Below are 21208 nucleotides of genomic sequence, written 5' to 3'. Positions count from 1 at the left end.
CCCAGCGGCAACCGACGTTCCCGACAGGATCCGCGCGGGACGCGTCGGCGATGCTCGGGTGCGGTCCCCTGATCAGGCGAATCATGAAGGTGTGTGAGGTTGCCGTACGTCCCAGTTACCTGAGGTTACGGCCGGTTGCCGGGATTCTCGTGCGCCGCGCCGACCGGGGCAACCGGAAAAGATCAAGAGGCGGCGGCGTGCAGGCGGTGCCAGCGGGCCAGCAGGCCGCCTTCGGCCGCGACTTCCTCGCTGGTCAGGGCGTATCCGATGTGGTCGCGCCAGGCGCCGGCGATGTGCATGTAGCGCGGATGGTAGGACTCCTCACGGAAAGCCAACTTCTCCACGACACGCCGTGACGGCTTGTTCTCCGGGCGGATGTTGACCTCGACCCGGTGCAGGCCGCCGGCGGTGAAGGCGTGATCGACGGCGAGTGCCATCGCGGTCGGGATGACACCGCGGCCGGCCACCCGGGCGTCGACCCAGTAGCCGACGTAACCGGAGCAGAATGCCCGGCGCACGATGTTGCCGAGGTTGATGTGGCCGACGAAGCGCTCCCGGCCGTGCTCGCGCAGGCAGACCGCGAACGGCATGCTCTCGCCCCGGCGGGCCGAACGGCGCTGGTCGCGGTGGACGTAGCGGAAGGCGCTGGGCGAGTTGAGTTCCTCCCACCGGCCGACGGGGGTCGACTCCCACGGCGCCAGCCAGCGTTCGTTGGCCAGCCGTACCTCCGACCAGGCGGCCGCGTCGGAGCGCCGGTAGGGGCGCAGCAGGACCGGGCCGTCGGCGAGGACGACCGGCCAGCCGGGCACGCCGCCGAACATCACCGTCTGCGGTCCAGGAGCAGGGCGTCCACCGTGGAGCCGGCGGCCGCCGTGGTCACCCGTTCGCCGAGCACCAGCAGGCCGTTGGCCTCGGCCAGGCCGGAGAGCGTGTACGGCCCGCCGGGCAGCGGCTGGACGGTGTAGCCGCCGCCGCGCCGTTCGGCGACGTGGGCCGGACGGAACTCGCGCAGCCCGGCCGGCGACGACACGGTCTCCAGCAGATGGGCGCGCACGCTGGGGCGGAAGACCGGGTCGGCCCCGGCCAAGAGTTGGATCGCCGGCCTGGCCAGCACTTCGAAACCGATCAACGCCGCACCTGGTTCACCGGGTAGACACACGACCGGCACCTCCTCGGCACCGACCGTACCGAATCCGAGCGAGGTACCAGGGTACAGCGCGACGTCGGTGAAGGCGACGGGTCCGGGCCGGCCGCCGTCGCGGCGGGACAGGATCCGGCGCACCATGTCGCCGGGGCCGGTCCCGGTGCCGCCGGTGGTGATGATCAGGTCGGCCCGCAACGTCTGATCTTCGAGGAGCCCCCGCAGCCCTTCGGGATCGTCGTCGCAGATGCCGATCCGGTACGCGAGCGCCCCGGCCTCGACCGCCGCCGCGGTCAGCGCGTGCGAGTTGGCGTCGACGACCTGGCCCGGTTGGCTGCCCCGGCCGACGTCGACGAGTTCGTCGCCGGTGGCCACCAGGACCACCCGTGGGCTGGGGCGTACGACGACGTGCCCGATCCCGGTGGCGGCGAAGACGGCGACGAGGGCGGGCGAGACGTACGCGCCGGCGCGGGCGAGCACCTTGCCGGCGGGCAGTTCCTCGCCGGCCCGGCGTACGCCGTATCCGCGTTTGGGGGTCCGGAAGATCTCGACGGCGGCCATGCCCTGGTCGGTCCAGTCGATCGGCACCACGACGTCGGCGGCGATCGGCAGGGGCGCCCCGGCGGCGACCGAGAAGCAGGTGCCCGGGGTGAGCCGGACCGGGCGCCAGCTGGCGGCGCCGAGGTCACCGACGACGTTGATACGCACGCCGCGGCCGCGCCCGTCCAACGACGAACCGGCCGAGGCGAACCCGCCCCGGCCGGCCCCGGTGATGTCCTCCCAGCGCGCCGCGTAGCCGTCGATGGCGGCCTGGTCGAAGGCCGGGAAAGAATGTGGCGCGACAACGTCCTCGGCGAGGACGTTGCCGTATGCCTGGGTGAGGTCGAGGTCGAGCGGGGGCAGCGCCCGCAGCCTGCGCAGCACGCTGCCCAGGTAGTCGGCGAGCGGCGTCAACTCGTTGGCGGCCGCCTCGGCATCGGCCGTGGCTGTCACATCGTCACCTCGTCACGGTCAGTGACCACGCGGCCGGCACGGGGCCCGTCGAGCCGGCCTGTCATGTGCCTGGTCCGCGGAACGATTCGGCTCCGGCGAACTGGCCGAGCCACTCGCGGAACGCCGGGCCGATGTCCTCGCGCTGTACGGCGATCTGCACCACCGCCTGGAGGTAGCCCAGTGGCATGCCGGTGTCGTAGCGGGTGCCGCGGTAGACGATGCCGTGCACCGGAAGGCCCTCGTCGAGCAGGGTCTGCATGGCGTCGGTGAGCTGGATCTCGCCGCCGCTGCCCGGGCCGGTACGCCGGATCGCGTCGAAGACCACGCCGGGCAGGACGTAGCGGCCGAGTACGGCGAGGTTGCTGGGCGAGTCGGCCGGTGCCGGCTTCTCCACCAGGCCGGTGACCCGTACGACGTCGGCGATCGCGTCGAGGCCCTCCTCCGGCGGCGCGACCGAGGCGATGCCGTACCGGTTGGTCTCCTCCGGGTCGACCTCCATGAAGGCCAGCACAATGCCGCCGGTGCGGGCCTGCAGCTCCAGCATGGCCGGCAGCAGCGGCTCGGCCAGGTCGACGAACTCGTCGCCGAGCAGGACCGCGAACGGCTCGTCGCCGATGTGCGACTCGGCGCAGCCGACCGCGTGCCCCAGCCCGAGCGGCTCGTGCTGGCGGGTGGTGAAGATCTCGGCCAGTTCACTCGGCCGGCGGACGGCTTCCAGGCGCTTCTTGTCGCCCTTCTCGGCCAGCCTCGACTCCAGGTAGGGCTGACGGTCGAAGTGGTCCACCATCGATGTCTTGCCACGCCCGGTCACCAGCAGCACGTCCTCGATGCCGGCCGCGGCGGCCTCCTCGACGATGTACTGCAGGACCGGCCGGTCGACGACCGGCAGAAGTTCCTTGGGGACGACCTTGGTCGCCGGCAGGAAGCGGGTCGCGAGTCCGGCTGCCGGGATGACGGCCTTCACCGCCCGCCGTCCGGTCGCTGGACTGGTGGTCGTTCCTGGGTTGGCTGCACGCTCCGACATTCCGCGAGACTATCGGCCGCGGCTCTGTCGTGGCGGCTGTGGCCCGGATGACGCGCCGCCCGGCCCATCGGCGGGCCGTCCACCCGCGTACGTGACGCCGTCGTCCGGTGGCTGCGGGCCGGCCGAACCAGCGATTTCGCCGGTTTCCGGCCGCGGCGCCGACCGGGCCACCCGGTGGGTGTCGCGCCCGGCCGCCTTGGCCGCGTAGAGCGCCTCGTCGGCGGCGTCGAGCACCTGGTCGCCGGTCGCACCGTGGTCGGGATAGACGGCGATTCCGATGGAGACGGTCACCGGGATGCTGGTCGGCGCGGCGCCGAGGTGCGGTTCGATCGGGATCGGTACGTCGCGTACGGCGGCCGCGAGCCGCTGGGCGACGATGACCCCGCCGGCCGCGTCGGTCTCCGGCAGCAGTACGGCGAACTCCTCACCACCCTGCCGGAATGCGAGGTCGACCTCGCGGATCTCGGCGCGCAGCCGGCGGGCGAACTCGGCCAGGACGGTGTCGCCGGCGGCGTGCCCGTGGGTGTCGTTGACGTGCTTGAAGCGGTCGAGGTCGAGGGCGAGGACGGTGAGCATGCGGCCGAAGCGGTTGGCGCGTTCGACCTCGCGCCGGATCGACTCCTTCAGGTATCGGTAGTTCCACAGCCCGGTCAGCGGGTCGGTGAGCGACAGCCGCTGGGCCTCCTCGTGCACCCGTACGTTGTCGACGGCGACGGCGGCCTGCCCGGCGAAGGTGCGCAGGGTGACCAGGTCGGTGTCGTCGAACTCGTCGGAGCCGAGCCGGTCGTAGAGGGCGAGGACGCCGAGCGAGGCCGGCAGCGCCGGCGGCCACAGCCCGCCGGGCGGCCGCCCCGTGGGTCCGCCGGTGGTCGGGGTTTCGGCCGCCGGCCCGGGCGCCGAGAACGGTACGGCGACGTAGGTGCGGCAGCGCGGTTCGTGCGTGGACAGGTGCGGCCCGTCGCGGTCGACCCGACCCCGGCGCGGTTCGCCGGTGGCGGCGACGGCGCCGAGCAGGCCGCTGCCGAGCGCCACCCGCAGTGCCGCCGGGTCGTGGTGGGCGCGCCGCGTACCGGGCCGGTCCTGGACCGCGACGGCGCCGTTGGTGCGGGCGCCGACCTTCGCGGTGCCGACCGGGCCGCTGCGGCCGATCGGCCAGCGTTCGTCGAGTCCTTCGGCGCACTGGCCGACCAGAAGCCCGCCGGCCGGGTCGAGCAGCAGCACCACGCCGGCCCGGGCGCCGGTCGCGGCGAGCGCGGTCTGGAGGATCACCTGGAGGATCCGCTGGAGGTCGTGGGTGCTGGACAGGGTGTCGCCGAGCACCGCGAGGTGTCCCCGGAGCTGGTCGCGGGAGGCGGTGAGCGCCTGGACGTACGACTGTGTCTCGCGGGTCATCCGGTTGAACGTGTCGGCGAGCCGGCCCACCTCGTCGTGCCCGTGCACCGGCACCCGGGCGGCAAGGTCGCCGTCGGCGACGCGGTCGGCCGCCCGGGCCAGTTCGGCGAGTGGCCGGGTGGTGGACCTGGCCAGCCACCAGGCGGCGACGACGGCGGCGAACCCGGCGGCGAGGACGGCGCCGATCAGCACCACGTAGAGGCCCTGCGGCTGCCCGCAGGGCACGGAGAGCACCAGCGGGAGCGGCTGGCCCGGTGACGGGTCGATCCGGCGGACGTACCGGCCGGTGCCGGTCTCGGCGATGGCGTCGCCTTCGGCGCGCGACGCCGCGTCGAGGACCGCGTCGACGCCGGTCGCGGGCTCGGTGGTGTGCCGTACGGCCGGGGCCGCGCCGCCCGGCAGGAGGGTGACCCCGGTGCCGGTCGCGGCGGCCAGCCGGGAGAGGAAGGCGCGGTCGAGGACCTGGGTGACGGTGACCTCGCCGATCAGGGCACCGCTCTCCGCGCGCATCTCGACGCGTACCGCGATCGCCTCGTAGTCGGCGCCGGGAACGTTCTGCGCGGCGCAGTCGGCCCACGGCCGTGGCGGGTTGCCGGCGGTGGCGAAGGCGTCCCGGCCGTCGGCGTCGCTGATCAGGACGGCCGACACCAGCCCGCGGGCGACCAGCTGGCTGGCGGTGCCGGCGCGGCGGGCCGGGTCGGCGGGTACGGCGACCGCGTCGGCCGCGGCGAGCATCTGCTGGCAGAGGGCGCTGACCGAGGTGCGTACGGTGGCGGCGGCGGCGTCCAGCCGGTCGACGGTGCGTTCGTAGCTCACGGCGGCGACGGTCGTACCGACGAAGACGGCGCCGAGCAGTACGGGACCGAGGACGACCGCGAGGAAGGCCGTCGTCAACCGTCCACGCAGCGTCACTCTTCCCCCGGAGGTTCCGCACTCGTTGGTGCGATGCTGACACAGACGAACCTTTCAGTTACGGCCAGTTGCAGGAGCGGTTGATGTCGGATTTGCCGAATGGAGCGAACGCGGCGCGACGGTGCAAGACGGACATCCGTATCAACGTCCTGGCCCGCCGTCGGTCACTGCCGGCGACGATCCGATCGACCGCCGCCGGCCGCGTGCAGGCCGGACTCGCCGACCTGGTACGACAGCATCGACCACGGACGGTGACCGCCTATGTGCCGGTCGGCGCCGAGCCCGGCGGCCCCGACCTGCCGGAGTTCCTGCTGGCGGCGCTCGCCGCGACCGGCGTGTCGCGGCCGCGGCTGCTGCTTCCGGTGCTGTGTCCGGATCTCGACCTGGACTGGGCGGAGTACGCCGGTTCGGAGCCGCTGGTGGCCGCCGGACGCGGCCTGCGGGAGCCGGCCGGGCCACGCCTCGGGCCGGCCGCCGTGGGCGCCGCCGACCTGGTGGTGGTGCCGGCGGTGGCGGTCGACCGGCGGGGGTTCCGGCTGGGCCGCGGTGGCGGCTCGTACGACCGCGCGCTCGCCCGCGTCGCCCCGGCGACCCTGACCGTGGCCCTGTTGCACGACGGCGAACTGCTGGATCTCGTACCCGCCGAGGAGCACGACCGGCCGGTGCGCGTGGTGATCACCCCCGGCGACGGCGTACGGGCACTGCCGGCCGGCTGAGTGTCGCGCCCCACACTCCCGCTGGACGAATCCGGTCCGAATAGCGCACCATTGGCACTCGGATGTGTCGAGTGCCAACCGATGACCATGATCCGGAGGAGAAAGTGCCCACGTACCAGTACGCCTGCACCGCGTGCGGCCACCAGCTCGAGGCGGTGCAGTCGTTCGCCGACGAGCCGCTGACCGAGTGCCCGGCCTGTGAGGGGCGGCTGCGCAAGCTCTTCAACTCGGTGGGCATCGTCTTCAAGGGCTCCGGCTTCTATCGCACCGACTCCCGCTCCGGCTCCGGCTCCGCCGACTCGTCGACGAGCGGCAAGCCGGCCAAGACGGAGTCGTCCGGCTCGTCGGACGCCGGCGCGAAGAGCTCGGGAAGCAAGGATTCCGGCGGCTCCGGGTCGAAGGAGAAGTCGTCGTCGAGCACCACCGCGTCGAGCGGCTCGACTTCCTCGTCCGGCGGCTCCACGTCCTCCGGCGGCGCCTCGACGTAGCCGCGGGCGGCGCTGCCCCATAACAGATCGATCCGGCCGACGGGCGTCGTCCACAGGGCTCCCCGTCGTCCACAGCCGTACGGCCCGGTCCCGCGGGACCGGGCCGTCGCCGTCTAGCGTCCCTGCCGACCGGCGGCCGGCGGTCACCCGACCGCCGGCCGTCCGACGCCGGTCGGAGGGAGGCATCCGATGTTCCGCCGCATCCGGTCCGGCACCGCCGACCGCGGGCTCGCACCGGTCCGTTGGCCCCGCCGGCCCCGACCGGCCACGATGCTGCGGGCCGCGCTGGTCACGGTTCTGCTGGCCCTGGCCGCCGTGGCGCTCACCGGAAGGTCCGGGACCGACCACACCGCCGCCTGCGGTCCGGTGACCGCGTCGGACGTCGGGGCTGATCCGCCGGACCCGGCCGGCACGCCCGCCCCCACCACCGACGGCCCGGCCGGCCGGCTGGCGGTCCCGGTCGGGTCGGTCGGAGTGCCGGTGCGACCCGCCGAGCCCGCCGCACTCGCGGTCGTACGACCCGGCAGCCGGGTCGACCTGCTGGCACTACCTTCCGGCACCGGGGCACCGCCGGCGTCGGAACCGCTCAGGCTGGCCGCCGGCGCGCTCGTGCTGGACGTCGTGGCGGTCGACGGCGCCACCGCCCTCTACCTGGCACTCACCCCGGACCAGGCGAACCGCACGCTGGGCATGCCGGAGACGACCCGCTTCGGGGTCGTCGTGCCGCCCTAGCCGGCCACCCGGGCGGCCCGGCACGCCCGGCCGCGGCCAGCGACCCGACACACCGACCAGCTCCGGCAGGCTCAGTCCCCCGGCCGGCCCTACGGGCTCAGTCCCCCGGCCGGCCCTACGGGCTCAGTCCCCGTAGTGCGGCGGGCGTTCGGCCAGCAGCCGGTCGTCGTTCGAACTGGGCCGCTCGCCCCAGCCGCGGTCGGTGTCGTCCGAGCTCTGCTCGGGCAGCACCACCAGCTCGTCGTCGCCCAACTCGACCGTCCGGTCGTCGGCGTCGATCCGCATCTCGGCCGGCTCGGTCCCCGCCGCCCCGTCCACCACACGTGCCGATCTGTCCACGGCTGAAGCGTACCCAGCCGCGCGCCCGGACACCGAGCGTCACCGGCCACCACCCGGCGACCGGTTGGTAGCGTCAGTCGGCGTGACGACGCCCAGCGGTGACCCGACAGACCACGAATACTGGCGCCGCCCCGCCGACCTCGAACCGGGTCAGCCGGCCCCCCGACCCGCCGCCCCCGCCGACCCGGGCGCCGACGTGCCGACGTACGCGGGGCCACCGCCGACCACACCCGCCACGACCGGCTGGCGGCCACCGACCGTCGTCAACCCGGCGGCTCCCCGCGAGCTGCCGCCGCAGAACCAGGAGTCGATCGACGCCGACGAACGCGGCGCCCGCACCCTCACCTACGGCATCGCGATGGTCGGCGGCGCCGTACTGCTCATCGTCATCTGCCTGCTCTGCTCACGGGTACTGTTCTGAGTCAGACGACGCCGCTCCACACCGCCTGCGCACCGGTCTCCCCGGTCAGATAGACGTAGATCATCGTCACCAGGCCGAGGATCGTGACCAGCACCGAGAGCACCGTGGGCAGCCAGGACGGCACGTTGGGGCCGCGCTCGCCTCGGGTGGTGAGAAACACCAGCGCCCCGGTCACGATCGCCAGCGCCAGCGAGAACCAGAAGGTCAGGTCGCCGTACGCCTGGTGCTCGTTGACCTTGTCGAGGATCACCTGGCCGTAGCCCGCCGCGATCAGGCGCTCCTCCAGCGCCTCACCGGAGATCTTCGAGAACAGCGCCGACACCGGTGCGGCCACCGCGAGCAGCACGGCTGCCCAGCCGACCCGGGACCGTACCTTCGGCACGAATCCGTAGACGATCCCGACGACGGCCAGCAGCGGCACGAAGACCACCGCCGCGTGTACGAGCAACGGGTGGGCCGGCAGACCCATGAACTCATCGAACACGGACGCCTCCTGAGGCGGATACGGGTGACCCTTCGACGTTGTACACGACGCGGCGGGGTTCCGTGGTTCACCGCGACCACGCGGTCGTGGCAGTCTTGGTCGCATGGCTGCCACCGACCCCGCCGACGACCTCGGCCTGTTCGGCCCGGAATCGGTGACCTGGCGGGTGCACCAGGAACCGGTGCTGCTCGTCGCCGGGCTGCGTTCGCTCTACCTCCAGGCGTTGCACCCACGGGCGGTGGCCGGCGTGGCACAGAACTCCGGTTACAAGACGGACCCCTGGGGCCGGCTGGTCCGCACCGCCACCTACGTCGCCACCGTGGTCTACGGCAGCACCGGGCAGGCGCGGGAAGCCGGTCGCCGGCTGCGTGGCCTGCACGCCCGGATGCGGGCCGTCGACCCGGCGACCGGCGAGACCTTCCGGATCGACGAACCCGACCTGCTGCGCTGGGTCCACGTGACCGAGGTCGAGTCGTTCGTGACCACCGCACGCCGCGCCGGTGCCGCACTGACCGACGACGACGTCGACACGTACTACACCGAGCAGCGGCTCGCCGCCGAACTCGTCGGCCTCGACCCGGCGACCGTCCCCGGCACCGCCGCGCAGGTCGCCGACTACTACCGCCAGGTACGCCCCGAGCTACGGCTGACCAGGGACAGCGCCGAGACGATGGTGTTCCTCACCGCCCCGCCGATGCCGTGGGGCCCGTCGATGCCGTGGAAGATGAGCCTGCCGCTGCGGCTGGCCTTCGAACTCGGGCCGCCCCGGTGGGCGTACCTCGGAATCGCCGGCACCGCCATCGGCCTGCTTCCCGGGTGGGCCCGCCGGCTGTACGGCGGACTCGGCCTGCCCACCACCGACCTGTCGGCGGAGCTGTCCGTACGCGGCCTGCGGCTGGCGTTGAACGCGGTCCCGCGCCGCTACGTCGAGGGGCCCATCTACCAGGCCGCGATGGCCCGGGCCGCCCGGCTCGAAGCGGCCGTCTGAGGCGGGCGGTCAGGCGTCGGGAGCCAGCAGCCGCTCGACGGCCGACCACTGCTCCTTGACCGGCGCGTCGGCGCCGGCCGGGCAGTGCCGGCGGTAGTCGCACCAGGCGCACAGCGTGCCCGGACTGGTGGGGAACGCCTCGTCGGCGTTGCCGCCGTCGGCCACCGCCTTCTCGGCCGCCATGATGTCGCGGGCGGTGTCCTCGGCGCGGCTGAGCTGGCGGGCGATCGACTCCGGGGTGTGCTCGTGCGCCGCGATCGTGCCGGACGGCAGGTGGTGCAACTCGACGCGGCGGCACGGACGCCGGAACACCCGCTCGGCGGCGTAGGCGTAAAGCGCCAGCGCCTGCGAGCCCCGCGCGTCGTCGGCGTCGGTTCCGCTGCGGCCGGTCTTGTAGTCGACGATCACCAGCTCCGGCTCGCCGTCGGGGCCGGGCCGCAGGTCGATCCGGTCGGCGCGGCCGTTGAAGGCCAGCACCGCGGTCTTGACCGCGACGACCCGTTCGACGCCGAGCGGGTCGTCGCCCGGCTCCAGCCCGTCGAGGTAGGACTCCAGCCAGTCGAGCGCCCGCCGGTACAGCTCGCGCTCCTGCTCGACGTCGCGGTAGCCCTCCCGGACCCAGGTGGCCTTGAGCAGGCCGGCGACCGCGTCGGGGCGGCGCCGGTCAGGCGGCAGGGCGTACCAGTTGCGTAGTGCGGTGTGGACGCTGGCGCCCAGCGAGTTGTGTGCCCACGGCGGCCCCTTCTGCGGGGCCGGCCGGTCCACGTAGGAGTAGCGGTAGCGGCGCGGGCAGTCGGTGTAGCTGCCCAGTTTGCTCGGTGTGCAGACGAAGAGCCGCTCCGGCATTCCGTCGAAGCCGAGTTGCTCCGGCTGGCCGCCGCGCGGCCGGGGGGCGGCGCCGCGGGAACGGGACGAACCGGTCGTGGAAGAGGTCGGCCTACGCACGCCCCGATCCTGCCATCCGGGTCCGACACCCGCGGCCACGGCACTCCCGTGCCGGCTCACCCCTGCTGGACGTACTGGGTGACGAACGCCGCCACCGCGTCGGCGATCAACTGGACCGCGATCGCGGCGAGCAGCAGGCCGGCGATCCTGGTCAGCACCTCGATGCCGCCCGGGCGCAGCACCTTGACGATCCCGCCGGAGAACCGCAGGGTCAGCCAGACGACCGTCATCACCGCGACGATGCCGGCCCCGATCGCGAGATAGTCGGCCGCCCCGTCGGCGCGCTGCACGAAGAGCATGGTCGCCACGATCGCTCCCGGGCCGGCCAGCAGCGGGGTCCCCAACGGGACCAGGGCGATGTTGGCGGTCGCCTGCTGGTCAGGATCGTTCGCCTTGCCGGTCAGCAGTTCGAGGGCGACCAGCACGAGCAGCAGACCACCGGCGGCCTGCAACGCCGGCAGGTCGATGTGCAGGTAGTCGAGCAGCGTCTGCCCGGCGACGGCGAACACGACGATCACACCCAGTGCCAGGGCCACCGCCTGCCACGCGGCCCGGTACCGCTCGCGGCGGGGCAGCGTGCTGGTCAGGGCGACGAAGATCGGCACCATGCCCGGCGGATCCGTGATCACCAGCAGGGTCAGGAAGACCTCGCCGAACAGTTTCAGATCCATCCGGTCAAGGTAACCGCAGCCCTCATCAGCCGAGCGGTGGGACGCCGCGGGCCACCGACACGATCCGCTCGTACGCCTCGGAGGCGGTGGTGTGGGCGGCGAGCCGTACCGTCTTGTGGGTGCCGTGGAAGTCCGACGACCCGGTCACCACCAGCCCCAGCTCGTCGGCGAGCGCCCGGACGTGGGCGCGTTCGGCCGGCGAGTGGTCGGCGTGGTCGGCCTCCAGGCCGAACAGGCCCGCCGCCGCCAGTTCGACGATCAACTCGTCGGGCACGATCCGCCCGCGCCGGGTGGCCCGTGGATGGGCGAAGACCGGCACCCCACCGGCCTCCCGAACCAGCCGTACGGCGGTGAAGACGTCGATGTCGTCCTTCGGCAGCCGGTAGCGTTCGCCGAGCCAGCGGGGCTCGAACGCCTCGCTGGTCGTGCCGACCAGGCCGGCCCGGATCAGCGCGGTGGCGATGTGCGGCCGGCCGACGGTGCCACCGGCGGCGTACCCGCGTACCTCGTCCCAGGTGATGTCGACGCCGTCGGCGCGGAGCAGGTCGACGATCCGCTCGCCGCGCACCTCGCGGGCGGCGCGCACCCGGGCCAACTCCGACGCCAGTGCGGGTTCGGCGGGGTCGAACAGGTAAGCCAGCAGGTGCAGCGGGATCGCCGCCCGGGTCCCGTACCAGCGGCAGGAGATCTCGGCTCCCCGTACCAGCGTCAGTTTGGCCGGCCGCGCCCCGGCCGCCGCTGCCCAGCCGGCGGTCGTGTCGTGGTCGGTCAGCGCGACGACGTCGAGCCCGGCACCGGCGGCGGCCGCCATCAGCTCCTCCGGCGTCAGCGTGCCGTCGCTGGCCGTGGAGTGGGTGTGCAGGTCGATACGGGCCGGCAGCGCCACCGGATCCACGGTCACGACCGGCTGGCCCGGTCGACGTCGGTGACCGGCTTCGCGGTCATCCGCGGAACGGGCTGCCAGTCCGCGCCGGTGCCCGGGGCAACGACACGACCTGCTGGGTGCCGTCGGTGCGGCATTGCACGACGCCGCGGTCGTCACCGACGACGACGGTCATATTGTCGGCCCAGACGGCCGGCACGATGCTGCGGACCGGGCAGTCGACGGTCGCGTACTCGCCGGTCAGGGCGGCGTCGATGTCGACCAGGGCCAGGCCGTCGGGGGTCGGTGCGACCAGCCAGCCGCCACCGGGAGCCAGCCGGCCGGGGGTGAACTCGGCACGCAGTCCCAGCGTGCAGGCGCCGGAGCGGTCCACCCGGAGCCGGTGTGCGCGGCCCTTGAGGGCGGCCAGGCACAGCCCCTGGTCACCGGTGCGGATCAGGGCCGCGACGGCTCCGCCGGCCGTGCCGTAGACGGCGGTGACGTCCAGGTTCCAGGAGGGTTGGTAGGGGCCGGCCGGGTCGAGCAGGTCATAGCCGCGGGAGTGGCCGACCCGCCCGGCGACCACCACCCGCCGGTCCAGGAACGCGACCGGCACGGTTCCGGGCGGTACGTTGGTGGTAGACCGGACGGACAGGCCGTCGGTCGTCAGATCGGCGACCCGCAACGCGCCGTCGGCGACGTACGCGAAGCGGGCGCCGTCGGGGCTGACCGTCCAGCCGTCGCCACCACCGCCCAGCGGAACGCTGTTGCCGTCCGGACGCAGCAGGCGCACGTTGGTGGCACCGCCGTAGACCCATCCCACCGGAACGCGGTAGGCGCGGACGATCTCCCCCACACCGGACAGTGGCAGCCGACTCCCCTCGGTGGTCCACAGTTGGTCTCCGACCCGTAGGTCGATCCCGACGGTGGCCACCGGGCCGGTACGTCCATCAGGGCGGCGGCGTCCGCCCCGGGGACGACCAGGGCCGGCGACGGCGACGCCGCCGCGGCGGCGGTCGGGACCAGCTGACCGCTCGGCGCCGACAGCGGCGCCCGTTCCAGGCCGACCGTGAGTCCGGCCGGGTCGTCCCGCTGCCACCAGCCCCGGCCCGGCACGACCCCGGTCACCACGAGTACCAATACCAGCACCACCCCGACCGACGCGCCGGTCCGGCGGCGGCGGCGGACGGCCGCGCCGCGGCGGATCGCCCGGGCGGCGACCTCGGCGGCCGGCGGTGTGGCGTACGGATCGGGCGCCGCCCGGTCGGCGAACAGCTCCCGCAGGTCGTCCTCCAGCCTGCTCACCGGCCCTCCAAGGTGGCCGGACCGGCACCGGCCGCGAGTACCGCCGGCCGGATGGCGGGGGTGACCGCGGGTCGGATCCGGGGTGCGGGCGGCAGCCGTTCGCCGTCCGGGACGGTCGCCGCGGGGGCCGGGGTCCTTCGCACACCGTCGTCGCCGAGCCGCCTGCGCAGCGTGTGGAGAGCCCGGGAGGTCTGGCTCTTGACCGTGCCGACCGAGATGTTGAGCATGGCGGCGGTCTGCGCCTCCGAAAGGTCCTCATAGAACCGGAGCACGAGCACGGCCCGCTGCCGGGCCGGCAACGCCTTGACGTGCTGCCAGAGCGCGTCACGCTCAAGCTGCTCCTCGATCCGGTCCGGGGCGGCCCGCTCGGGCAGCACCTCGGTCGGGCGCTCACCGTGCCAGCGCCGACGCCACCAACTGGTCGCCGTGTTGATCAGAACCCGCCGGGCGTACGGCTCGACGGCCTCGATCCCGCCCAACCGCTTCCACGCCAGGTAGGTCTTGGTCAGCGCCGTCTGGAGCAGGTCTTCGGCGGTGGCCCAGTCGCCCGCGAGTAGGTAGGCGGTACGCAGCAGCGACGACGAGCGCGCGGCGACGAAGTCCCGGAACTCGTCGTCGACCCGCTGCCCGCTCACCTGCCGCCCTTCGCTAGCACTGTGGAAAGGCTGTCACGAAGCGCCGGCAGGTGCCAGGGAGGAGCGTTCCAACCTCATCCGATGTTCGGACAGAGTTCCCTCAGGCGCCGTCGTCGGCCTTGTTGTCCTCGCCCTCCTTGCCCAACCTGGCCTCGACCGCCTGCGGCTCGTACATCTCCTCGACGACGCGCAGGTAGAGCTCGTTGGGGTTGGGCAGGTGCTTGACCTCGCGCAGCGCCTGCTCCTGGCCGGCGGACTCGAGCACGAACGTGCCGTAGTTGAGCGCCCGGCCGAGCGGCGACTGCTCGTATTTCATGTCGGTGACCCGCAGCAGCGGCATCATGGCGACGCGCCGGGTGATGATGCCGTTCACGACCATGACCCGCTTGTTGGTCAGGATGAACCGGTCGAAATACCAGTCGGCGACCTTCCACGCCACCCAGCCCATGATGCCGAGCCAGATGATGACGGCGATGGTGGTCACCCCACCGAACTCCTGGCCGGCGAGGAAGCCGGACAGGTAGCCGAGCACGAAGGTGGCGCCGACCCCGATCAGCAGCGGCGTGCTGAGGTGCACCCAGTGCCGCTTCCATTCGCCCCGGTAGCGCTCCGTCGGGAAGAGGTAGCGGGCGACCAGCGGGGTGGGCTCGTCCTCGAGCGGGAGGACCCGCCGGGGGCCGAGCGGCATGCCGGACGCGTCGACCTGGAGGCCGGCGAGTTCTTCCTCGGAGATGTCGGTCGGCGGGTAGGCGCTGTCGTCGACCCAGGTGGTCGTGCGGGGACGCTGCTCGTGCCCGAAGCCGACGCTCTCCGAGTAGGAGGCCCCTTCCGAGTAGGACGGACCGTCGGAGTAGCCGGGCCCGTCGTCACGGACCACCGGGATCGGTTCGGTGTCGTACTCCCGGCGGTCCCGCCGCCGTCGGTCAGGCTCGTCGGGGTCGGGTGGTTCGACGGGAGGATTCGCCATCGGCGCCGCTAAGCCACGAGGCTCGTGAAGAAGTCACCGAAGCCCTGGGCGATGTCCATGATGCCCCCGCCGAGGGACTTGAAGACGTCCGCGGCGGAATCGGGCCGGAAGGCGATGAAGAAAACTAGGAACGCGAGTCCGCCCCAGGTGAGGACCTTCTTGACCATTACGGGCCATCCCCCTCCGCGCGGCGCCGGGTCTCTGCCGCAGCAGCACCCAGAGTATCAGTCGTACGTCTCACCGTGAATCAACTGCATGCATCTTGGACCACCCGAACGGCTATCAAACCTTGCCATGCAGGTAGGGCGAGGGTGCACCGAAAACAAGCTCGGCCGGAGTCCACTCGGAGAGGTCCTGAAGGACCACATCCTCCGCGAGAACGTAGCCCGCGCTCGCCGGCCACGTTATCGCATAAAGCCACATACCCCTCGCCTCGCCCACGTAGACACTGCGGTCTGTCGGGGATTTGACGGACCAGAGTGGAGTGGGGTGCCCCCCTGCCCGGATCTTGGCGTGCGAAACCCCGTTTTCGGTGTGTCCGGGAGCGACCTCGGTCATCGCGTCGGCGAGCAGCGCGCCGGGGTCCGGTCCGGGGATACCCGCGAACCGGTTGCCCAGTCCGAGGCCGGGCTCCTCGGCGACCAGGACCAGGTCGGCCGGGCCGCCGGCGAGGGGATCCGGTCCGCTGCAGGCGACGGTCGCCGCCCGCACCCCGGTCTGCACGTCGCCGGCCCACGCGACGCCGGTCACCGTCCAGCCGGCGAGCAACGGCCACGGACACCACAGCGGGCTCGGCGGCCGACCGTGCCCGGTGTGCGCGTCGGCCATCCCGGCGACCGTGCTGTGCAGGATCTCGGCGCCGATGTGCCGGGCCGTGTGCAACGGGGGCACGGCACCGTCGTCGTCGCAGCGCCAGTCGGTGTGCATGAGGTCAGGTGGCCGCACCGGACCACCACATCGGGGACAACTCACCGCAACAGCCACAGCACCCACGTTGCGCCGATCGTCCTGCATAGTCAAGCGAAGCGGCCTTTTCGGTCATCTCAGACGACCTCGGCGGGTCAGTCCGGTGGCGGACCCGCGTGGCTCCTGATCCAGGCGTGCATGGCGATGCCGCTCGCCACCCCGGCGTTGATCGACCGGGTGGAGCCGTACTGGGCGATCGAGAACATCTGCTCGCAGCCGGCCCGGGCGGCGTCGGACAGCCCGGGCCCCTCCTGCCCGAACAGCAGCACACAGCGCCTCGGCAGGGTCGCGCTCTCCAGCGGCCGCGCCCCCGGCAGGTTGTCTATACCCACCATGACCAGGTCGTTCTCCCGCGCCCACGCGGTGAGTTGGTCGACGGTCTCGTGGTGTCGTACGTGCTGGTAGCGGTCGGTCACCATCGCTCCGCGCCGGTTCCATCGCCGCCGCCCGACGACGTGCACCTGCGCGGCGAGGAACGCGTTGGCGTTGCGTACGACGGTCCCGATGTTGAAGTCGTGCTGCCAGTTCTCGATGGCGACGTGGAAGTCGTGCCGACGCCGATCCAGGTCGGCCACGACGGCCTCGAGCCGCCAGTAGCGGTAGCGGTCGACGACGTTGCGCCGGTCGCCCGACGCGAGCAGTTCGGGGTCGTAGCGCGGATCGGTCGGCCGGTCGCCCACCCAGGGCCCGACGCCGACCTCCAGCTCATCACCACCCACGGTTTCCAGAGGGTACGCGGCCCCGGACCCCGTGCCCCGGCCGGCGCCGCCGGCCCGGGCCGGGATCGGCCGCCGGCCTAGCGGGGATCAGCCCCCAGCCGGTCCGGGATCAGCCGCCGGCCCGGTCCGGGATCAGCAGAGCCCCAGTGCGGCCCCGAGTTCGTCGAGAAACCGCCGCTCGGCCGCGCTGCCCGGCTCGTCGGCGGCACCGGCCACCCCACCGGCCCGACCGGCCCGGCACACCCGCGCCGCGATCGACTGGACCCACTGCCGGTAGGCCGCGGAGTCGGCCGGATCGGCCCGGGCGGCCAGCACCCGGACAGCCTCCCGGCAGGACCCGAGTACGTCGGCGAGCCCGGCCCCCCGGTCGGAGGCCCGGCCGCCGGCCGGGCGGTCCTGCTCGTGCTCGGCGTAGATCGTCGTGGCCACCACCCGGACGAGTTCGCTGTCGAAGGCGCGGCCGGCCGCGATCCCTTCGAGGCCGGCCAGCCCCTCGCGGACCCGGTGCCGGGGATCGTCGGGCTCGGCCGACGTGGCGGCGACGACGATGCGGCTGGGCAACCGGGTGAGCAGGTCCCACTCGGCCGGTGGGTAGGCGAGGGTGGACAGCTGGCCAACCGGACGACCTGGAAAAACGGGGTCTCCGGACGGGATCTGGCTCGACATGGGCGACCTCCCGCGGTCAGCATAAGCCCGAGTCACGCGAAAGCAGACGTTCAACCCCTAAAAGCACCAAGAAGGGGCGTAGTACCTATCCCGACAGGCGCACCGGCGGACGTCCCCGCACTCCCGGCGCCGGCACGATCCACCGACCCACGCCGCTGACCGACCTCGAGCAGCCCGCCGGCGAACGAAAGTGAAATTGCGGCGGACACCATTCACATTGCGCCCCGGAAGGTTAACCGCGTCGAAACTTTTGGCCAGGTGGCGGTGAAGTGCCACATGGCACGCCTTATCGATGATTAAGGCAACGTCGTGGCTGTTTTGAGCACGCAGACATGTCGCGGAGAAAACTCCTGCGGACGCAATGAGCGGCGGGGCCCTCCCCGGCACCCGCCGCCCACGCTTTGATGTAGAAGATTCTGCCCGAGACCCGGATCACTGAGAAGAGGTGAACCCGAGACGGAGGTCACAGTTATTGTTTTGTGACACTACTTAACGTAAGAGTTGATGTTCGAGCAACCGATCGTCACTACTCCCGTTTGTCCTTGCCAGGCGCTGGTTCGGCCGACGCGCACGGTTTGCGTGAAGTTACCTGCTGGAAACGCTCCCATCACCATCGGTGAGCGCTCCAGAACGCCTGCTCAGGAGGCGTGTAACACTATGTACGTCGATGACAGACACGCACGGTAAGCACTGCCACGTCCGACTGTTTCCCTTGGCCGACGGTGGGGAATGCGGCAGCCGGACTCCAGGTTCTTCCCTGACGTAGGCCCGAAACCGGTGATCGGAGAGATCAATGGCGACCGTTGAGTTGACCACGGCGAACTTCGACGAGGTGACCAGCCAGGAAGGCATCGTGCTGGTCGACTTCTGGGCGAGTTGGTGCGGGCCGTGCGTCCGCTTCGCCCCTGTCTACGACCGCTCATCCGAGAAGCACCCGGAGATCACGTTCGGCAAGGTCGACACCGAGGCCCAGCCGGAGATCGCGGCCAAGTTCGACATCCGGTCCATCCCGACCATCATGGCGATCCGTGACGGGGTCATCGTCTTCGCCCAGCCGGGCGCCCTGCCCGAGTCGGCGCTGGAGTCGTTGATCAGCCAGGTTGAGGCCCTCGACATGACCGAGGTCAAGGAGAAGCTCGCCGCACACGAGCACTGATCCGTACCGACAGCGGCCCGGCCGGACATTTATGTCTGGCCGGGCCTTGTTTTCGACGGTTTGTCCGGTCCGCCGATGCCAGGCGACCGGTAGGGTCAGCGTCCGATGGAGACCCTCACCGTGCGCGGACGCGCCCTCCGGGTGCTGGCCACCCTGGTCGGCGGGGCGTTGCTCCTGGTCGGCACCTTCTGGGGGCAGGACGACCACTTCCCGTTCGGTCCCTTCCGGATGTACTCGACATCCAATCCGCCCGACCAACCCGCACCGGACACCCGGGTCGAAGCGGTCGCCGCCGACGGGTCGGTCGTCGTCCTCTCCGAGCGCAACAGCGGGATCCGACGCGCCGAGATCGAAGGACAGCAGGCCCGCTACAGCGACGACCCCGCACTTCTCGCCGACGTCGCGCAGGCGTACGCGAAACGCAATCCCGACCGGCCCGCCCTGGTCGAGGTACGGATCGTGGTGCGCTGGCACGGCATCGTCGACGGTCGGCCGACCCAGACGTACGTCGACGAGACCGTGGTGCGATGGCAGGCGTCGTGAAGGCACTCGGCCGGTGGCTCACCGAAGCCGTGCCCCGGGGCCGGATCGCCGCCTTCCGTACGCTGGTCTATCTCTTCGTCGTCGGTGACCTGCTGATCTTCACGCCGTGGGTACGCGACCACGCCACCGTGCCGGGGGCGCTCTACCAACCGCTGTTCGTCGGGCGCCTGCTCCCGCTTCCCACGCCCACCCCCGCGCTGGTGTCGGTCGTCTTCTGGGCGCTTCTCGTCCTCGCGCTGCTCGCGGCGACCGGACGGGCGCCGCGCGCACTCGGCTGGTCGGTCTTCCTGCTCTACTTCGAGTGGATGATCATCGCGATGAGCTACGGCAAGGTCGACCACGACAGGTTCGGCCTGCTGGTCGCGCTGGCCGTACTGCCCACCGCCGGTCGGGCCCGACACGGCGATCCCACCCGCACCGAGGCGGGCGGGTGGGCGCTGCGGGTCACCCAGATCGCGGTGGTGTGCACGTACTTCCTCGCCGCCTGGGCCAAGCTCCGCTTCGGCGGGGTGGAGTGGCTCACCGGCTCCGTCCTGGCCCGCGCCATCATCCGCCGCGGCACCGAACTCGCCGACGTCATCGCACAGGTGCCGGGGCTCCTGATCGCCGCCCAGTTCGGCATCATGGCGTTCGAGATACTCAGCCCGGTCGTGTTCCTGCTCAACGAGCGCTGGCGCAACCGGGCGGTCGCCTTCTTCTACTCGTTCCACGTGGTCACGTTCGCGACCATCACCATCTCGTTCGCCCCGCACCTGGTGGCGATGGCCAGCTTCCTGTCCCTGGAGCGGATCCGCCCGATCGTCTGGGTACGCCGTGGCCTGCGCCGGACGGACGGTCGCAAGAGGACCGCCGGGCCGGCACCGGATCAGTTGGCGGACCCGGCGGGCGGCGCACCGTAGAGCCGCTCCCGGGTCGCCTGCGGGAGTGAGCAGGCCGCGGTGCCGCCGGGCATCCGGTGCCGGTTGGCCGCCACCCACCGGTAGACCGGCCAGGCCACGGCGCGTACCGGCCGGAACTGGAGGACGCGGCCCGCGGTCCGCCACAGCCGCGAACTGCCGCGCAGGAGCAGCGCGATCGCGTCCGGTCCGGCCGCACGCCGCCCGTCGGTGCCGACCCACTGCACCGCCTGCTCGCACTCGTCGACGGTGAGCCCGAGTGCGGCCAGGTCGGCGAACTGCCACGGCACGATCGTCGCCGGGCCGGGAATCCGTCGCTCCGCGAACCGGGCGCACGTCGTGCAGAACGCGCAGTCCCCGTCGTACACGAAAGTTGCGGTGTCCATGGGCCCATCATTCCCGGGCGGCCGGCGGCCTCCTACAGGACGTGCTCGACGTAACCCTGGATCGTCTCGTCGAGGACGTCTCGGCCGGGGCGGGCCCAGACGTCGGCGTGGAACACCTCGACCTCGATCGGACCGGTGAAACCGGTCGCGTCGACCGCCTCCCGGAACCGTCGCAGTTCCACGCTCCCGGTGCCGGGCAGGCCCCGCCCCAGCAGCACACCCTCGGGCAGCGGTGTGATCCAGTCGGCGACCTGGAAGCAGGCGATCCGGTCCTCCCGGCCGGCCCGCTCGATCTGCGCCCACACCTGGTCGTCCCACCACAGGTGGTAGGTGTCGACCACCACGCCGACGGCGGCCGACGGGTGCGGTGCCGCCAGGTCGAGCGCCTGGCCGAGGCTGGCGACCACGCAGCGGTCGGAGCAGAACATCGGGTGCAGCGGCTCGATCGCCAGCCGTACGCCGGCGGCGAGCGCGTGCGGCACGAGCTGGCCGATGGCCTCGCCGATGTGGGCCCGGGCCCCGTCGAGATCGCGGCTGCCCTCGGGCAGCCCGCCGGAGACGAGCACGAGCGTCGGGGCGCCGAGGGTGGCCGCCTCGTCGATCGCCCGCCGGTTCTCGTCGTACCAGCCGGGTTGGTTGAAGAACCCGCCCCGGCACAGCGAGGTCACGGTGAGTCCGGCGTCGCGGACCAGGTCCGCGGTCTTGTCGAGGCCGTAGGCCGCGGTCTCCTCCCGCCACAGTCCGATCCGGGTGACGCCGGCATCGACACAGCCGGCGACCAGGTCGGGGATCGGCCAGTACTTGGTGGTGGCCTGGTTGAGCGAGAAACGGTCGAGCGAGCTCATCGGGTGGTCCCCCACT

The 21208-nt window shown here is 72.3% G+C and carries 26 protein-coding genes; 8 read left to right on the top strand and 18 right to left on the bottom strand.

The features are described from left to right. Positions 1-182: 182 nt before the first annotated feature. The 4 genes from Prubr_RS15955 to Prubr_RS15940 all read right to left on the bottom strand — a co-directional run bounded on the left by Prubr_RS15955 (position 183) and on the right by Prubr_RS15940 (position 5462). The gene (locus Prubr_RS15955) at positions 183-821 is read right to left on the bottom strand and encodes a GNAT family N-acetyltransferase (RefSeq protein ID WP_212828097.1); all 639 of its coding nucleotides are present in this window, start codon (positions 819-821) and stop codon (positions 183-185) included. Further along, positions 821-2134 (bottom strand): molybdopterin molybdotransferase MoeA, encoded by a 1314-nt coding sequence (locus tag Prubr_RS15950; protein WP_212826231.1) that lies wholly within the window; start codon positions 2132-2134, stop codon positions 821-823. Before Prubr_RS15950 ends, Prubr_RS15955 begins: the two co-directional genes overlap by 1 nt. Positions 2135-2195: 61 nt before the next feature. Further along, positions 2196-3158 (bottom strand): UTP--glucose-1-phosphate uridylyltransferase, encoded by a 963-nt coding sequence (locus tag Prubr_RS15945; RefSeq protein ID WP_212826229.1) that lies wholly within the window; start codon positions 3156-3158, stop codon positions 2196-2198. Positions 3159-3167: 9 nt separating this feature from the next. Further along, a complete protein-coding gene (locus Prubr_RS15940; protein ID WP_212826227.1) occupies positions 3168-5462 on the bottom strand; it encodes a diguanylate cyclase in 2295 nt (764 codons plus the stop codon). A gap of 83 nt (positions 5463-5545) precedes the next feature. On the opposite strand from Prubr_RS15940, the gene Prubr_RS15935 reads away from it, so the two are divergent. From Prubr_RS15935 to Prubr_RS15925, 3 genes are all read left to right on the top strand, one after another. Continuing rightward, a complete protein-coding gene (locus Prubr_RS15935; protein ID WP_212826225.1) occupies positions 5546-6178 on the top strand; it encodes a 5-formyltetrahydrofolate cyclo-ligase in 633 nt (210 codons plus the stop codon). Positions 6179-6282: 104 nt separating this feature from the next. Beyond that, positions 6283-6666 carry an FmdB family zinc ribbon protein gene (locus Prubr_RS15930; RefSeq protein WP_212826223.1) on the top strand — a complete coding sequence of 128 codons (384 nt, stop codon included), beginning with the start codon at positions 6283-6285 and terminating at the stop codon, positions 6664-6666. A gap of 189 nt (positions 6667-6855) precedes the next feature. Further along, positions 6856-7398: a flagellar biosynthesis protein FlgA gene (locus Prubr_RS15925; RefSeq protein WP_212826221.1), complete on the top strand. Its 543-nt coding sequence runs from the start codon at positions 6856-6858 to the stop codon at positions 7396-7398. 123 nt (positions 7399-7521) lie between these two features. Here the strand turns inward: Prubr_RS15925 and Prubr_RS15920 are convergent, their stop codons facing one another. Next, a complete protein-coding gene (locus tag Prubr_RS15920) occupies positions 7522-7737 on the bottom strand; it encodes a hypothetical protein (RefSeq protein ID WP_212829003.1) in 216 nt (71 codons plus the stop codon). 82 nt (positions 7738-7819) lie between these two features. Here Prubr_RS15920 and Prubr_RS15915 point away from each other — a divergent pair, with 82 nt between their 5' ends. After that, positions 7820-8158, top strand: a complete 339-nt coding sequence (locus Prubr_RS15915; protein WP_212826219.1) for a translation initiation factor 2 — start codon at positions 7820-7822, stop codon at positions 8156-8158. Between the two features lies 1 nt (position 8159). On the opposite strand, the gene Prubr_RS15910 is transcribed toward Prubr_RS15915, so the two are convergent. Continuing rightward, complete coding sequence (locus Prubr_RS15910) at positions 8160-8642, bottom strand: DUF2231 domain-containing protein (protein ID WP_212826217.1); 483 nt, start codon at positions 8640-8642, stop codon at positions 8160-8162. Positions 8643-8745: 103 nt separating this feature from the next. Between Prubr_RS15910 and Prubr_RS15905 the strand changes: the two genes are divergently transcribed. Further along, positions 8746-9630 (top strand): oxygenase MpaB family protein, encoded by an 885-nt coding sequence (locus tag Prubr_RS15905; RefSeq protein WP_212826215.1) that lies wholly within the window; start codon positions 8746-8748, stop codon positions 9628-9630. A 9-nt stretch (positions 9631-9639) separates the two neighbouring features. Here the strand turns inward: Prubr_RS15905 and Prubr_RS15900 are convergent, their stop codons facing one another. The 10 genes from Prubr_RS15900 to Prubr_RS15855 form a co-directional block, all read right to left on the bottom strand. Next, positions 9640-10476: a RecB family exonuclease gene (locus Prubr_RS15900; protein ID WP_212828096.1), complete on the bottom strand. Its 837-nt coding sequence runs from the start codon at positions 10474-10476 to the stop codon at positions 9640-9642. A 155-nt stretch (positions 10477-10631) separates the two neighbouring features. After that, positions 10632-11246, bottom strand: a complete 615-nt coding sequence (locus Prubr_RS15895; RefSeq protein ID WP_212826213.1) for a MarC family protein — start codon at positions 11244-11246, stop codon at positions 10632-10634. A gap of 25 nt (positions 11247-11271) precedes the next feature. After that, the gene (locus Prubr_RS15890) at positions 11272-12126 is read right to left on the bottom strand and encodes a PHP domain-containing protein (protein WP_212828095.1); all 855 of its coding nucleotides are present in this window, start codon (positions 12124-12126) and stop codon (positions 11272-11274) included. Positions 12127-12187: 61 nt separating this feature from the next. Next, positions 12188-12901, bottom strand: a complete 714-nt coding sequence (locus Prubr_RS15885; protein WP_212826211.1) for a hypothetical protein — start codon at positions 12899-12901, stop codon at positions 12188-12190. Between the two features lie 508 nt (positions 12902-13409). Then, complete coding sequence (locus tag Prubr_RS15880) at positions 13410-14048, bottom strand: SigE family RNA polymerase sigma factor (protein ID WP_212826209.1); 639 nt, start codon at positions 14046-14048, stop codon at positions 13410-13412. Positions 14049-14148: 100 nt separating this feature from the next. After that, positions 14149-15015, bottom strand: coding sequence for a PH domain-containing protein (locus Prubr_RS15875; protein WP_212826206.1), 867 nt, complete (start codon positions 15013-15015; stop codon positions 14149-14151). Between the two features lie 8 nt (positions 15016-15023). Continuing rightward, positions 15024-15182: a hypothetical protein gene (locus tag Prubr_RS15870; protein ID WP_212826204.1), complete on the bottom strand. Its 159-nt coding sequence runs from the start codon at positions 15180-15182 to the stop codon at positions 15024-15026. Positions 15183-15297: 115 nt separating this feature from the next. Then, the gene (locus Prubr_RS15865) at positions 15298-16029 is read right to left on the bottom strand and encodes a DUF6758 family protein (RefSeq protein WP_343221656.1); all 732 of its coding nucleotides are present in this window, start codon (positions 16027-16029) and stop codon (positions 15298-15300) included. 47 nt (positions 16030-16076) lie between these two features. Then, the gene (locus tag Prubr_RS15860; protein WP_212826202.1) at positions 16077-16700 is read right to left on the bottom strand and encodes a TrmH family RNA methyltransferase; all 624 of its coding nucleotides are present in this window, start codon (positions 16698-16700) and stop codon (positions 16077-16079) included. A gap of 132 nt (positions 16701-16832) precedes the next feature. Next, on the bottom strand, positions 16833-17366 hold the full coding sequence (locus tag Prubr_RS15855) for a hypothetical protein (protein WP_212826200.1): 534 nt from the start codon (positions 17364-17366) through the stop codon (positions 16833-16835). 793 nt (positions 17367-18159) lie between these two features. On the opposite strand from Prubr_RS15855, the gene trxA reads away from it, so the two are divergent. The 3 genes from trxA to Prubr_RS15840 all read left to right on the top strand — a co-directional run bounded on the left by trxA (position 18160) and on the right by Prubr_RS15840 (position 19964). Continuing rightward, positions 18160-18522, top strand: coding sequence for a thioredoxin (trxA, locus tag Prubr_RS15850; RefSeq protein ID WP_212826198.1), 363 nt, complete (start codon positions 18160-18162; stop codon positions 18520-18522). A gap of 105 nt (positions 18523-18627) precedes the next feature. Continuing rightward, positions 18628-19065, top strand: coding sequence for a hypothetical protein (locus tag Prubr_RS15845; RefSeq protein ID WP_212826196.1), 438 nt, complete (start codon positions 18628-18630; stop codon positions 19063-19065). Further along, positions 19050-19964: an HTTM domain-containing protein gene (locus Prubr_RS15840; RefSeq protein ID WP_212826194.1), complete on the top strand. Its 915-nt coding sequence runs from the start codon at positions 19050-19052 to the stop codon at positions 19962-19964. The genes Prubr_RS15845 and Prubr_RS15840 overlap by 16 nt, the downstream gene beginning before the upstream one ends. On the opposite strand, the gene Prubr_RS15835 is transcribed toward Prubr_RS15840, so the two are convergent. Together Prubr_RS15835 and Prubr_RS15830 are read right to left on the bottom strand one after the other, a co-directional pair. Then, on the bottom strand, positions 19931-20347 hold the full coding sequence (locus Prubr_RS15835) for a thiol-disulfide oxidoreductase DCC family protein (protein WP_212826192.1): 417 nt from the start codon (positions 20345-20347) through the stop codon (positions 19931-19933). The genes Prubr_RS15840 and Prubr_RS15835 overlap by 34 nt on opposite strands. Positions 20348-20379: 32 nt before the next feature. Further along, the gene (locus tag Prubr_RS15830; protein WP_212826190.1) at positions 20380-21192 is read right to left on the bottom strand and encodes a sugar phosphate isomerase/epimerase family protein; all 813 of its coding nucleotides are present in this window, start codon (positions 21190-21192) and stop codon (positions 20380-20382) included. Positions 21193-21208 lie beyond the last annotated feature (16 nt).

It is taken from the genome of Polymorphospora rubra (assembly GCF_018324255.1).
GTDB lineage: Bacteria > Actinomycetota > Actinomycetes > Mycobacteriales > Micromonosporaceae > Polymorphospora > Polymorphospora rubra.
Note: the sequence above shows the minus strand (reverse complement) of the source record. Positions and strands in the feature narration are given on the sequence as shown.

What these genes read in the sequence shown, in the direction of transcription:
- Prubr_RS15870 (WP_212826204.1), bottom strand. Translation starts at nt 15,182, where the DNA reads ATGGTCAAGAAGGTCCTCACCTGGGGCGGACTCGCGTTCCTAGTTTTC.
- Prubr_RS15900 (WP_212828096.1), bottom strand. Translation starts at nt 10,476, where the DNA reads ATGCCGGAGCGGCTCTTCGTCTGCACACCGAGCAAACTGGGCAGCTAC.
- Prubr_RS15830 (WP_212826190.1), bottom strand. Translation starts at nt 21,192, where the DNA reads ATGAGCTCGCTCGACCGTTTCTCGCTCAACCAGGCCACCACCAAGTAC.
- Prubr_RS15925 (WP_212826221.1), top strand. Translation starts at nt 6,856, where the DNA reads ATGTTCCGCCGCATCCGGTCCGGCACCGCCGACCGCGGGCTCGCACCG.
- Prubr_RS15865 (WP_343221656.1), bottom strand. Translation starts at nt 16,029, where the DNA reads ATGCAGGACGATCGGCGCAACGTGGGTGCTGTGGCTGTTGCGGTGAGT.
- Prubr_RS15945 (WP_212826229.1), bottom strand. Translation starts at nt 3,158, where the DNA reads ATGTCGGAGCGTGCAGCCAACCCAGGAACGACCACCAGTCCAGCGACC.
- Prubr_RS15895 (WP_212826213.1), bottom strand. Translation starts at nt 11,246, where the DNA reads ATGGATCTGAAACTGTTCGGCGAGGTCTTCCTGACCCTGCTGGTGATC.
- Prubr_RS15835 (WP_212826192.1), bottom strand. Translation starts at nt 20,347, where the DNA reads ATGGACACCGCAACTTTCGTGTACGACGGGGACTGCGCGTTCTGCACG.
- Prubr_RS15905 (WP_212826215.1), top strand. Translation starts at nt 8,746, where the DNA reads ATGGCTGCCACCGACCCCGCCGACGACCTCGGCCTGTTCGGCCCGGAA.
- Prubr_RS15935 (WP_212826225.1), top strand. Translation starts at nt 5,546, where the DNA reads ATGTCGGATTTGCCGAATGGAGCGAACGCGGCGCGACGGTGCAAGACG.
- trxA (WP_212826198.1), top strand. Translation starts at nt 18,160, where the DNA reads ATGGCGACCGTTGAGTTGACCACGGCGAACTTCGACGAGGTGACCAGC.
- Prubr_RS15875 (WP_212826206.1), bottom strand. Translation starts at nt 15,015, where the DNA reads ATGGCGAATCCTCCCGTCGAACCACCCGACCCCGACGAGCCTGACCGA.
- Prubr_RS15840 (WP_212826194.1), top strand. Translation starts at nt 19,050, where the DNA reads ATGGCAGGCGTCGTGAAGGCACTCGGCCGGTGGCTCACCGAAGCCGTG.
- Prubr_RS15955 (WP_212828097.1), bottom strand. Translation starts at nt 821, where the DNA reads ATGTTCGGCGGCGTGCCCGGCTGGCCGGTCGTCCTCGCCGACGGCCCG.
- Prubr_RS15855 (WP_212826200.1), bottom strand. Translation starts at nt 17,366, where the DNA reads ATGTCGAGCCAGATCCCGTCCGGAGACCCCGTTTTTCCAGGTCGTCCG.
- Prubr_RS15845 (WP_212826196.1), top strand. Translation starts at nt 18,628, where the DNA reads ATGGAGACCCTCACCGTGCGCGGACGCGCCCTCCGGGTGCTGGCCACC.